This window comes from Klebsiella sp. RHBSTW-00484, from assembly GCF_013705725.1.
In the GTDB taxonomy this organism is placed as follows: Bacteria; Pseudomonadota; Gammaproteobacteria; order Enterobacterales; family Enterobacteriaceae; genus Klebsiella.
This window is the reverse complement of the sequence record NZ_CP055481.1, coordinates 3,296,347-3,308,923: the sequence shown is the minus strand read 5'-3', so window position 1 is coordinate 3,308,923 and position 12,577 is coordinate 3,296,347. Positions and strand designations below refer to the sequence as shown.

General features: G+C 48.5%; 9 protein-coding genes. 3 read left to right on the top strand and 6 right to left on the bottom strand.

Features of this window, described 5'->3' with window-relative positions; all coding sequences use genetic code 11:
* Positions 1–70: 70 nt before the first annotated feature.
* Positions 71–316 carry a SymE family type I addiction module toxin gene (locus tag HV213_RS15765; protein WP_442788169.1) on the bottom strand — a complete coding sequence of 82 codons (246 nt, stop codon included), beginning with the start codon at positions 314–316 and terminating at the stop codon, positions 71–73.
* Positions 247–501 carry a hypothetical protein gene (locus HV213_RS33745; RefSeq protein ID WP_442788168.1) on the bottom strand — a complete coding sequence of 85 codons (255 nt, stop codon included), beginning with the start codon at positions 499–501 and terminating at the stop codon, positions 247–249. Before HV213_RS33745 ends, HV213_RS15765 begins: the two co-directional genes overlap by 70 nt.
* A 343-nt stretch (positions 502–844) precedes the next feature.
* Between HV213_RS33745 and HV213_RS15760 the strand changes: the two genes are divergently transcribed.
* Together HV213_RS15760 and HV213_RS15755 are read left to right on the top strand one after the other, a co-directional pair.
* On the top strand, positions 845–1,159 hold the full coding sequence (locus HV213_RS15760; protein ID WP_181486429.1) for a type II toxin-antitoxin system HigB family toxin: 315 nt from the start codon (positions 845–847) through the stop codon (positions 1,157–1,159).
* On the top strand, positions 1,159–1,572 hold the full coding sequence (locus HV213_RS15755) for a helix-turn-helix domain-containing protein (RefSeq protein WP_275944295.1): 414 nt from the start codon (positions 1,159–1,161) through the stop codon (positions 1,570–1,572). The genes HV213_RS15760 and HV213_RS15755 overlap by 1 nt, the downstream gene beginning before the upstream one ends.
* Positions 1,573–1,713: 141 nt before the next feature.
* Here HV213_RS15755 and HV213_RS15750 read toward each other — a convergent pair whose 3' ends face one another.
* A complete protein-coding gene (locus HV213_RS15750; protein WP_181482422.1) occupies positions 1,714–1,911 on the bottom strand; it encodes a SymE family type I addiction module toxin in 198 nt (65 codons plus the stop codon).
* A 108-nt stretch (positions 1,912–2,019) separates the two neighbouring features.
* Between HV213_RS15750 and HV213_RS15745 the strand changes: the two genes are divergently transcribed.
* Positions 2,020–3,248, top strand: a protein-coding gene (locus tag HV213_RS15745) for an IS3-like element ISEc36 family transposase (protein WP_110129298.1) whose coding sequence is annotated in 2 segments (ribosomal slippage) — positions 2,020–2,335 and positions 2,335–3,248 — 1,230 coding nt in all. Because the reading frame shifts where the segments join, the coding sequence is not laid out codon by codon here.
* 988 nt (positions 3,249–4,236) lie between these two features.
* Here HV213_RS15745 and HV213_RS15740 read toward each other — a convergent pair.
* The 3 genes from HV213_RS15740 to tynA all read right to left on the bottom strand — a co-directional run bounded on the left by HV213_RS15740 (position 4,237) and on the right by tynA (position 12,444).
* Positions 4,237–6,636, bottom strand: coding sequence for an amidohydrolase family protein (locus HV213_RS15740; protein WP_181482421.1), 2,400 nt, complete (start codon positions 6,634–6,636; stop codon positions 4,237–4,239).
* Positions 6,637–6,668: 32 nt separating this feature from the next.
* Positions 6,669–9,662 carry an archaeal ATPase gene (locus tag HV213_RS15735; RefSeq protein WP_228288539.1) on the bottom strand — a complete coding sequence of 998 codons (2,994 nt, stop codon included), beginning with the start codon at positions 9,660–9,662 and terminating at the stop codon, positions 6,669–6,671.
* Positions 9,663–10,176: 514 nt separating this feature from the next.
* Complete coding sequence (tynA, locus tag HV213_RS15730) at positions 10,177–12,444, bottom strand: primary-amine oxidase (protein ID WP_181482420.1); 2,268 nt, start codon at positions 12,442–12,444, stop codon at positions 10,177–10,179.
* Positions 12,445–12,577: the final 133 nt, after the last annotated feature.

The window sequence follows — 12,577 nt, the reverse complement described above, 5'->3', positions numbered from 1 at the left end:
TTATCGCCGTTGATCCGCTAAAGACGCGCGACTTTTCCCACTCGTCAGAGGCGAACATTTGCCCCTGTTGTCAGAAGCGTTTACGTCGCTTAATCAGCGCAATATCCCCGGTATCCTGCAGCGCGCCGGGAAAGGTTTTCAGCCATGCTTTGACTTTTCGCTGATTGATATAGGTTGCGCTCATACCTTCAAGACAGCCCCAAAGCTCGCGGGTATTTTGCGGGGTAATCACAATGCAGTCTTTCATTACGCGAATTTTAACCGGCATCCCGTTAACAAATCCGGCTTGAGCCATCCACTCGCCGTATAAAGGGATCGCGCGCGCTTCAACATGGGAATAGAACTCACAGTGGGTAAAATCTGGGACGGTGTCTGAATGGCAGACATGGGTGAGGGGTGTTGCCATGGGGCAGCCTCCGATGAGTTGTGATGATGACCGCCACCAGAGGTTCCAATCTCATTGGTGGCGGAACCAGACGGGGTTGGAACTACCGGCCTCATCGACACCGGCGCATCTTGCGATGCCCCCGCCTGGCCCACCATTGAGATGTGACCGTGCGCACGACATAAAAAAAGCGCTAACGCGCGTTATGTCGTCGATGAAGTTGGGACAGGGTTCCAATCCTGGTACCTGATTTTGCAGGTACAACAATACGATACAACGCTTACCCACGCCGGGCAATACCGTTTGCTGGAAGGCGGTTCGCAGAAATGAGCGATAGTTAACAGTAATGTCGTGGGGTAGGCGTTGAATTCATGCTTTCATCTTCCGTGATTGTGGTCTGGTGTATCGAACCAGGCATGTTGGAGATACACTGTTTGCTAATTTTATGCGGGTGGAATCATAACCCCGGTTGACATATTGGCAATCAGTGAGGGATGCGAAAGGTACCCGCAGCACAGGAAAGAAATTTTGCTGTTTGGTCGCACCATCGAAAAGGCAAACTGTCCAACGCCAGAAGCATTAAGACAGTATTATCCATCACTGGATAACTTTAAGTACCTTGATAAGCATTACGTTATTAACGTTTCAAACAACAGTTTACGCGTCATTGCACTCATATTTTTTGAGAGCCGAAAGTTATACATCCGGCATATATTTAATCATATAGAGTACGATAAATTCACAGCGCAGCACCGAACGAAGGGGAAAAAATGATGATTGCCACCGAAGCACTAAAAGCAACACAAGCCCTTGTTGCTGCCGTTCCTCTGCTGGGGGATAGTCCCAGCAAAAAAGACTACAACAATGCCCTGGCGCTGGTTGAAGAATTATTGATTGAAACCCCGTCAAGCCCACTATTGGACATTGTTTGTGCTCGTATAAGTGAGTATGAAAACCAGCAACCTGAGTTTCAGGCGCTACGCGCTGAAATGGATGCTATCCCGGCTGGGCTGGCTGTTCTGCGTACACTAATGGATCAGCACCATCTCACCATTTCTGATTTTCCAGATGAAATCGGCAGCAAATCTATGGTTTCACGTGTATTGAATGGCGAGCGTCAGTTAAGTGTAAACCACATTAGAAAGCTGTCTAGCCGGTTTAATGTATCGCCCGCAGCCTTCATTTAACCCGCAATCGACAAAACCTAACCCGGCCACGACGCCGGGTTTTTTAAGTGTGCCGTCCATATCCCTTAAGGATAATGCGATTACTGATGGTCGCGGGTGACTCACAACGGCTTTTCCATTAGCAAACATTTGCCCCTGTTGTCAGAAGCGCTTACGTCGCTTAATCGCCGGAATCTCTCCGGTATCATTCAAGGCCCCCGGAAAGGTTTTAAGCCATGTTTTTACTTTGCGCTGATTGATATAGGTTGCGCTCATACCTTCAAGACAGCCCCAAAGCTCGCGAGTATTTTGCGGGGTAATCACAATGCAGTCTTTCATCACGCGAATTTTAACCGGCATCCCGTTAACAAATCCGGTAGACTGGCCCCCTGAATCTCCAGACAGTTGGTATCACTTAAGTTAGTGATAGTCTTAATACTAGTTTTTAGACTAGTCGTTGGAGTCCGAATGATTGATGTTTTAGGTCCAGAGAAGCGCAGACGGCGAAGTGTTCAGGAAAAAATCGCCATTGTTCAGCAGAGTTTTGAGCCCGGAATGACCGTGTCGCTGGTCGCCCGTCAGCATGGCGTTGCTGCCAGTCAGCTGTTCCTGTGGCGTAAGCAGTATCAGGAAGGCAGCCTTACAGCCGTTGCCGCAGGAGAACAGGTTGTGCCCGCGTCGGAGCTGGCATCTGCGATGAAGCAAATTAAAGAGCTGCAGCGCCTGTTGGGCAAGAAAACCATGGAAAACGAGCTGCTAAAAGAAGCCGTTGAATATGGCCGACAAAAAAAGTGGATAGCGCACGTGCCCTTGTTGCCGGAGGATGGCGAATAAGCCTTGTCAGTCGTTGCCTCCGGGTCTCACGTGCGCAACTGCATGCCATGGCCCGTCGGTCGAAGGACTGGCAGGATCGTCGGTGCAAGCGCAAGCCTGATGATACTGACGCGCTGGCCCGTATCCATACCGTTATCGGCGATCTGCCCACCTATGGTTATCGTCGGGTATGGGCACTGCTGCGCAGACAATCAGAAACTGACGACATGGCGGTGATCAATGCCAAACGCGTATACCGCATCATGCGTCAGAATGCGCTGCTGCTTGAGCGTAAACCGGAAATACCGCCATCGAAGCGGGCGCATACAGGGAAAGTGGCCGTTGGAGAAAGTAACCAGCGGTGGTGCTCTGACGGCTTCGAGTTCAGCTGTGATAACGGTGAAAAACTGCGGGTCACGTTCGCTCTGGACTGTTGCGATCGCGAGGCACTTTACTGGGCGGCCAGTAACGGTGGATATGACAGTGAAACCGTGCAGGACGTCATGCTGGGTGCCGTGGAGCGTCGCTTCGGTAACAGCCTGCCGACATCCCCAGTTGAGTGGCTGACAGACAACGGTTCAGCCTACCGTTCTTATCAGACGCGTCAGTTCGCCAGAATGGTAGGACTGGAGCCTAAACATACGGCGGTACGTAGCCCGGAAAGCAACGGGATGGCAGAGAGCTTCGTGAAAACGATGAAGCGCGATTACATCAGCATCATGCCGAAACCCGACGGGTTAACAGCGGTAAAGAACCTTGCGGAGGCCTTCGAACATTACAACGAATGGCATCCGCATAGTGCACTGGGGTATCGTTCGCCACGGGAATATCTGCGGCGACGAACCAGTCATGGGTTAAGTGATAAAAAGTGTATGGAAATATAGGGGCCAATCCATCCGGCTTGGGCCATCCACTCGCCGTATAAAGAGATCGCGCGCGCTTCAACATGGGAATAAAACTCGCAGTGGGTGAAATCAGGGACGGTATCTGAAGTGCAGACAGGGGTGAGGGGTGTTGCCATGGGGCAGCCTCCGATGAGTAGGGTGTTATTACCACCACCGGAGAGGCTAATCTCGTGGGTGGTGGAACCGAACAGAGTTAGCCTTACCGGCCTCATCGCACCGGCGCATCTTTCGATGCCCCCGTCCGGCCCACCATTGAGGTGTAGCAGTACGCACGACACAAAAAAAGCGCTAACGCGCAAGTGTCGCCGATGAAGTTAGGTCAGGAGGCTAATCCCGGCACCTGATTTTGCAGGTACAACAATACGATACAACGCTTACCCACGCCGGGCAATACCGTTTGCTGGAAGGCGGCTCGCAGAAATGAGCGAAATACAACGGTAATGCAGTGGGGAAGGCGTTGAACTCATGCTTTTATATTCCATGATGGTGGGCTGCTGTATCGAACCAGATATGCCTGAAGGGGGCATAACGACCGCTAAGAGCGAGAAGAGGACGTTAAAGTTCAATGCAGCGAGCGGCAAAGCAGTCCGATTGGCTTGTTTTGTTATGTGCCGAACTCATTGTGCGCTCTGAGTATCCGGTGTGCCCGTCTAATTGTTCGTTAGCTATTGTAACTCATTAAGATATATAGAATTGATAAATAGCCTAATTTAGGGGCCTTGGCGGCGTGGCACCGTTGGCCCAAGGCCATTTGCGGGTGATATCAATAGCTTCTTTGATCCAGATTGCAATGAAAGGCCACATGCATAGACGACAAAACTCTCTCCCAGACTAACAAGAAAAATGATCTTCGGGAGTTAAATGTCGACCGAGAAACATATTTCCCAGCTCCGCGACAATATCTTATAGAGGGGTACCAATGAGCCCTGCGGATCTTGAACAGTTACAGAATCTCGATGTATACATGCTAGCTGACATCATGAAAGCGATAAATCCGCCCATTCTCGTTCACCTCTGCCACCTTTCTCAAAGCCTCCGCTGGCGACAAACCGAACTTTCGGGTTAACACAACGAACAAATGATAGAACTCGGATTTCAAATCCGCTGCAAAGATCCCCGGATCATCAGATCCCAAACAAATAGACATAGGGACGTCACCTTCAACTGCCTCACCCGGCAAGCCTATCCAGCGAAAGATATGATGTTCGCTGACATCTCGATACTGACTAATGCGAGTATTGCTGGTTGGAGGGCATTCTATCGCAATGTTACGGTCTGCCATTTTTGCCATTACAGCTTGTTGTAATGCAATAACTGCTTCATCCGGCAAATATTCCAGGGCAACTTCAACATATTCAGTACGCTGCTTTTGCGCATTGTCAGATGTAAGCCATTGCTTATAAAACTTCAGCGGCCTTTTCATACCTGCCGTTTTAGCCAACTCTCTGGCGCGCTCGTACTCTTCCAACCATAGGGATCTGGGTTTTAATGGCCCATCCAGTTCACCCAGTAGGCCTTCCGATTCAGCCAACATCCCCCGCAACTCAAACACCTGATCAAGGGTGGTAATCGAGATTTCTTCTTCCAGCGAAAATACCTCATGGGCCAAATGAACCGCTTCAATCGCTGCATCACTAGCGTAACGCAGCAGTTCCGGATGACTTCGAAGTTCCCGCCAGATAAATATCAAATCGAGCAGTCGCGTTTCTTTGGTCATGGACAAAGACAATGGCAAAGAGCGTTTCCAGATGCCAGGTGTGATGCCAATCGCCGTGCAGTGACCAAGACGGTCGCCATTCCGCAACGGCAAAAACCTCAAGGCATCATCAATTGATCGAATACCACTGATCAGATGCGGAAAGTCCTCGCCAACATGATAGGTAAAATGAGCAACACCCGATTTAGCCAGCACTCTGAACAAAGGTCCAAACAACTCTGGTGGAGCATGCATCTCATTAGCAGCAGCATCCACTCCTCGAATCCAGCGTGTTAAGCGCGGCTCATGCTTCAGCATGTCCATCAAGATAGCGGCCTGATTCTTCAGGTCCTTGAATAGTAATGCGTAAGGATAAACCTCTCCCTTTTTTGGCTTTCTTTTGATAAAGTGCGGCACTAGCGCCAGCTCTGCACACTTGCCATTAGTTTCAACCCGTTCGAGATTATCGAGTACTTGCGACACAGTCAGCGGCTTATCATGCACCCATTCAAGAGGCATATGAGCACTCAGGTATTCCCAATACCCTCTTAACACACTGAAGATCAATTTTTGCATTTTGCTGGGGTCGCTCTTCGGAGCAAAACGTCCTTCCAGATAACGCACCTGAGAATACACGCCGGCGCCATGCGCATGTTTGAAACGAGACAAATAAGATTTCTCGGTTTCTTCTCTCAGCTCCGTCATGGTGTATTTCTGGAACTGATCAAAACCGAAAAAATCGTCTCGCTGAACCAGTAAGGACAGGTACTGATTTTGAATCAGAAGGTAAATCCAAAGCAGTCGTTCCAATCCTTCGGGCGCACCATACCGCCATTTTTCCAACAACGCGGTTAGCCAGCAAAATTCAGACTCCTGAGTGTATTTGTCGTCAGTTGGCCAAACCGTCGCAAACCCATACTCCTGGTCATAATGCAGAATTGTGCTATCCGCTAACTGCTGCGGATTCTGCATTGATGCTATCCACGCTGGTAACTCAACGCCCTGAGCGACCCGACAAAGAATTTCGCGAATATTGCTAGCGATTTGCAAACGATCCTTGAAGATTTCAGGCGTCAGAGAGGGGGCAATCTGGGCGCAGAGTTGTTTCATCTCTTGAGATGCCCAGCCCTTATCAAAATCTCTGATGCTAACTTCTGGGTGCTTGAGTGCATCCAGCCAACACTCTTCCGCACTGGTACTGCCATTCAGATGTTGGTGAGTTTCGTGTAGGCGTTCACGGGTAATGTAGTCCTCAACCGTCGGGTGATATGGGTATAAAGGCCAGCGAAAACTATATTCCTGGCTGGCAGGCCCAGAGTTAAAGACCTGATGACACGCCATAATTGGCAGGCACGACACTCGGCTCATCAGCGTTTGCCATTCCGAGAACAAAGCAAGATCGGTTCTAGGGCCGTCTTTCTCGTTTTTAACAAATTTTTCAGCGATTAGGCGCAAGGCCGCTACTGGACCAAGTTTCATATTTCGCTGTTTGAGTCGCTGTTCCAGGGATGACCAAGCCGACTTGGCTACATGATCAGGCAAACTACGCGTTTGTTCGTATTGAGTAAGGAACACGGATAACTCCACCCTGTCATCAAGTGATATCTCATTTAACGAGACGGTGCTCAGCCGATCCAACAGCAATGCCGAGTTAAGAAGAAACCTTTCCATACCCAATCCTTATACGAAGGCCATTATTATTTTTATACGTTGTCACTTATCGAAGGCAACTTAGTTTTCCTAGCTGGTGTAGCCTTATCGTATGATGCTCCAACGATTGTGGAAGAATTCAGCGATGTTATAGTGTTTTGAGACGCCAGCTGTTTAATGCTTCTTTTTCGATTATCATTTTCAGATAAATAATTCCATTCTTCTTCGGAAAGTAATTTATATCCAACAATCTCACCAATCAGTTTAAGGAAACTTACTTCCTTGCTCAGTGCTTTGGCAGAACAATTAACCCCCCCTACAGGAAAAATGAACGGATGTAGAATTGGACAGCTAATTAATAAGAAAAACAATGGATGGGTATCTTTCCATTTTTTCTTATCCACTTTCAATTTTCTATTCATTACATTTATCTTTTTCTCAAACTCATCAACCGAAGTGACTGGATTTAGTCTTAACCCTTCACCGATATATTCCCCATTACTAACTGAATGATATAAACTCTCTTCAACCAATACCGCATGAAGAAAAGCCAAAACATTAAAACGCATAATTTTCGCAGCATTTGATTGACTGGCCATTAGTCCATGCTCTGCATCTTTATAGAGCCTGGTTTTATGCTGATCAGCCACATTATTAAGGTTGAAATAGAACCGAGTCCATACTTTACCAATCAAAAGTGCCGACGGACGAATTTCAATCTCAATTTCATTTACTTTATTAAGCCATTGCTCAACTTTTGTAATGGCATCAGAAAATGCCGATGTGCCATCCTGCTGATTGTCATCCTGTTGACTGTCATCAGTTGCGTCATCATCCATGGGATCAAGGTCAACATCCAAAACAGCAGCATCTTTATCCGCCCTTTTACTTGAGCCTTTCATTTCTGCACGAGCAGCAGCCTCGCTCCATGGGGGAACAATACATGTTGTCTGAGCTACAACTTTATTAAAAGCATTAGTAATGGCAGATCTTTCACGACGACATGCAGAGATATCTGCAATGGCACCAATCAGATTAAAAACACTACTGAAATCCATAAGGTTATTTGAAGCTACCGTACTCAAGGAAGCCGCCATTGCGGCTTTTGCCAAACCATTCTCAGTATCAATGTTAAATTTTTTGTAACCCTCGGGCATCTTTTGGCGTGATTTACGATTTAACTGCACCATGCCAAGAAAAACGCCAACCTTTTCATCATTAGGGTTGTTTGCAACCACCGCACAACATCGATTAGCCCAATGTGAGGCGCTTTCAATTCTGCCAACAGACATATAAGCTACATATTCACTAACAATCTGGTCAAATTTTTCTCTATCATTTTCAGCCTGTGCTAACTCGGTCACAAATTGATTGAATATGCTGACGGAACCACAACCAACTAAAAGCATCTGTAAAAATTTAGACAGACTACCCTGACAGTTTTCACTTACCTGAGAGGCTAAGTAAATAGAGCAATTTCTTAATGCTTCACTTTCAGACTGAGGCCGCAAATAAAATCCAGTATTAAAATCACGATCCTGCTTTACATAGGTAAATATATCCTTACAGAGCGAATCCATACCAAATCGATGTTGTTCATAATTTAACCCAGCTCGATAAATGCTGCTTAGCATCGAACCATATAAGGCATTTCTAAGTAAATTCGGAACTGATAACTCATCAGATCTTTCATTGCTGCCTTGTTTACCATCATGTTTTACCGATGTAGCATGATATTTTTTGGTGTAGAAATCCTGAAGCACCTGCATCAACAACCGCACTGGCTGCTTTAGCAATTCATTCACATACATGTCTGCATCAGAGCCCTCTCTCAAATTAAGGCCTTCCCTAACAGCATCGCCAATCGCTTGCCGGACATCTATGGCAGCAATATCCTGCATGTCAAGCTTAGTTTTAACCTTGATATTCTCTTTACCGCCTTTTCCCTTTTCGCCGACCAGTTGCAACATAGTTTTCAGTTGAATACGCTTTTGTACCGGAAAAAGTTTTAATAAATATTGCTGTTCAAGGTGTTCAACCATATAGCCCCGCTCGGCTAAGCGGGCGCTCTCTTTTTCCTGATCGAGCAAAGTTTTGCTGTAATTTTCGTATTGCTTACCGCGAATCAATTGCGAATATAGCCGCAAGTCACCTGTCGCCACCACCAACAATTTCTGGCTATTAAAGAATTTACGAATAGATTCAAGTACATCCCACCCCGCTTCAAACTGAGTATCAATATCATCAAACGAGATCAAAATGGCCTTGCAGCCGAGAATTTCACATGCACGTTCAACCAGCTTCTCAAAGATTTCTGACAAATCCTGGCCACCAATGGAGTAATCAAGCTGGGCATCCAGCTTCAAAGCATCACTGAAATATTCCGGCTTATATTCCTTGTCTGTGAGCAGATGTAAACCACGCTGGAGCTGCGCAAGGTGATTCTGCCATTGTTCTTTTTGTTTTTTATGGTCATTCGACGACCAGCATCCTTTTAACTTGTCGGACACCATTTTATTCAGACGGGCAGTCACAGTGACCAAAATGGGTTCATGACGCGGCAACTTGGTAGGGTCGATGGTCGGCAAACACTTGATGCTGACATTGACATCACCTTTGTCACTGTTCAGAGATTTGACCACGCTATTGATAAAAGTGGTTTTACCCGCACCGCGAGTACCATCCACAAAAAATACATTACGACCGGACTCATCAATAAACCGTGTTAGCCCAGCAGACTTATCGGTGTCAGGAGAGGTAACCGAGTTCCGAATACTCTCGACCAACTGATCACGCAGAGATTTCTGAATGAGATCATCTTCTTTGGAACTGCCCGGAAGATTGGGCGCAAACAAGTTGATGATGATTTTTCCCTCGGTCGTTTCAGCCTGTACGCTGTCTGTCATGTTCGTATCGATCCATTTTTTTGATTTTTTGCCAGCCTGAGCATTAGACTGGTGCTTTAAATTTACACTGCGTTGATTTATGCAATGCTCATTGACCTTAGCTTCAATCAGTTCGTTGGAGCGCGCTTCGCCACGATCCATCTTACAAAACCACCTGCAGCGAAGGTAAAACTGACCACCGCATTCATTACCCCCATCCACGCGACTGAACGGTTCATTTTGTCGGGCAGACATTACTGTACGGAGTGTGGGACCGAGGGTAAAGCATGACATGCTCATATTGTGTCGGCACACCTCCACTAGTTCTAACTGATAATATACTAGCGTTAACTTATTGATAAATATTAACTACAATCAATTAATACTCCTGTTACTAACAGCGTGCTGGTAAATTATTACTTTTTTCTAGCCATTTGTTTTTAGGTTGTTCTACCCTAAGTACCTAAATTGTCTGGACTTACCTTCTTCAGCAACAAATGAGTGTTGCCTGTTTATTTGCTCAACGCGAACCTGTTTTATGGCGAAAATAAACAACTATTAGTATTTATCCACATGAACAACCAATGTCTGCTTCTGGCACAAACCAGCCCCTCAAACAAAAAAACGGCGATAAACCCACCCCCCGGATTTATCGCCGTTTAGCGCTCAAATCACCTTATTTCTTCTTCTCACCCAGCGTCGGTGTCTCGTCAAAGAAGTTCCACGGTTTCAGCAACGCATGCGCCCATTCCGTCGGCATAATCGGCCACTCTTCGGCGCGCGCCACGTGGGTGGTACCGGTAGTGATCCACACCACGTCATCATTATTATCCAGCGACTCATCGTCTTTCGCATACTGCCCCAGCCCGGTGTCGTGAATCGAGCGGTTCGGATATTTCCCTTCCGGGTAACGCTCATCCTGATGATAGCGGGTGACCCACAGCTGCTTATCCATAAAGCTCAGACGGTGATAAATCCACTCGTCAGGGGCGAATTTTGCGCCGGTCGCTGCCGGATGCGTCCCGCCCGCGTAAGGGATAATCTGGTACGACACTGGGTTGCCCATGCGGTTTTCTTTGGTGGTATTACTCAGCAGGCGGATGGTGCCTGGGTCAAACTTCTGCGCCGCTTTCTGCTCGCTTTCAATGCTGTACTGATTCACCTGCATGGTGCTGGTGCGCGGGCCGCCGCTGGTGTTTGGCTTCACTTCCGGGTCCATCGCCACCAGGCTGTTATTTTCGCCATCGACATCGAGGTCTAAGCGGAAGTTGTAAATATGCTGGTGCGTGGTGCCGACAATATTATGGTCGATCAGCGTACCGTAGCGGGTATCGTCTTTGGCGCTCGGATCGTGCATGGTTTTTGCCAGCACGCCTTTCACCGCTTCAATCCCGGTGGCCCCGGCGTCGATGCCGATGGTGCCGTTTTCGTGGAACACCCAGTCGAAGATATAGTCGTAGTTACCGACGGTGCTGATCCAGCGCACCACCAGTTCGCGGCGCTCGGTGCTGACGTTCGGTTTGCCCATCTCCTGGTGTTTGTACTCCGGCCCGGCGTAGCGTTCGAAAATGGCGACGGCGCGTGGAATGGTGGACGGCGCGCCGGTATAATCGGCGATGGTTTCATCCAGCAGCACGGCGTTAGACGGCGCATCTTTGCCGCGCACGATTGGCGAGGTCAGGGTGCCCATGCCGTAATCGCCGGAATCCAGATACGCCTTGAAGTACCAGCCCACATCCGGGTCGCCGTAAGGCACGATCATCCCGCCGAGCGATCCCTCGTACATCACCTGACGTTTTTTGCCGTTGTCGTTATAGGTCACGGTGGAGAGAATCGGCCCGACGCGCGAGTTCAGGCGCAGGTGGAAGTCCCAGTTTTTCCAGTGCACCATATCGCCGGTGATGGTGTAGTTTTTGCCTTCAGGTTCGATGATTTCTAGCGGTTTCACCGATTTTTCGACGCGGTCGCGGCCATCGTATGGGCGGGATTGCATCGGTACCGGGATCACCGGACCTTCTTCAATCTTGATGATTTTTTTCTGCTCAAGGTCAACGACGGCGACCAGATTTTCAATCGGGTGCGCCCAGTAGTTGCCGTCGCCGGTATCGAGGTAGCTGACCACTTTCAGCAGGCGTGCGTCCTGCTTCAGGCCGTCTTTACCGTCGAAGTAACCGACGGTGAGCGGGGTGGTGACCACTTTGGTAGTGTCTTTGATGCCGTGTTTTTTCAACACGTCAGCAAATTCGGTGCTGGCGTTAATGATGTTCTGCACGCTGACGAAATCGTCAATCAGTACCATGCCGTGCGCGTCTTTAATCGGCGTCCAGGAGAGGATCTTTTTATTTTGCAGATCGATCACCGCTTCAATCACGTGCTTGCCGTCGAGCATCACCACGTCGGCAGTACGCGGGGCATTAACCGGCGTGCCGTTGAGGGCAAAATCCCACACGGCTTTTTTATCCGGTTCGTGCAGGGAGATTTCGGTGAAGCGGGTGTTGGCCTGGAACTCTGGCGCGGCTTTAACAATAGTGACCGCTTCGCCAATTTCTGCTGATGACAGCGAGTTCAGCGGGTGAGGGACTTTTTCGACCTGGAAAGTCTGATCGAGCCCGGACTGGAAAACGTCGTTGATAAAGGTTTCAGAAATCCACGCTTTGCCGTTTTTCATCACTACCGGCACCTGTAAGTTCAGTGATTTGCCGTTGAGGATCGCGGTTTTCGCGCCCGGCTTCACCTTCACGTAGGCACCGTCTTTAATCAGGGTAAACACCTGCGCGTAGTCATCCCACTGAACGTCAGCGCCAAACTCCTGCAGCGTTTTGTCCATCGGGACCATATGCGCTTCGCCACCGTGGGCGAACGCGGGGCCAGTCCCGACGCAACACAGGGCGATAGCTAGCGCCAGTGCGGTTTTGCGTGTCTTTTGAATCAAAGCGTTAGACATTGTGACCTCATCTTATCGTTATGTTGTGCCGTGCCAGGCTTTTCGGTTCCAGTCTCTTAACCTAACAGTCGAACGTCACGACACGTTTGCTCACGCTTGCCAGGTTATTGGTCAGTTATGCCAGTTATTTTTA

What these genes read in the sequence shown, in the direction of transcription:
- HV213_RS33745 (WP_442788168.1), bottom strand. Translation starts at nt 501, where the DNA reads ATGAGGCCGGTAGTTCCAACCCCGTCTGGTTCCGCCACCAATGAGATT.
- HV213_RS15755 (WP_275944295.1), top strand. Translation starts at nt 1,159, where the DNA reads ATGATTGCCACCGAAGCACTAAAAGCAACACAAGCCCTTGTTGCTGCC.
- HV213_RS15750 (WP_181482422.1), bottom strand. Translation starts at nt 1,911, where the DNA reads ATGCCGGTTAAAATTCGCGTGATGAAAGACTGCATTGTGATTACCCCG.
- HV213_RS15740 (WP_181482421.1), bottom strand. Translation starts at nt 6,636, where the DNA reads ATGGAAAGGTTTCTTCTTAACTCGGCATTGCTGTTGGATCGGCTGAGC.
- HV213_RS15735 (WP_228288539.1), bottom strand. Translation starts at nt 9,662, where the DNA reads ATGGATCGTGGCGAAGCGCGCTCCAACGAACTGATTGAAGCTAAGGTC.
- tynA (WP_181482420.1), bottom strand. Translation starts at nt 12,444, where the DNA reads ATGTCTAACGCTTTGATTCAAAAGACACGCAAAACCGCACTGGCGCTA.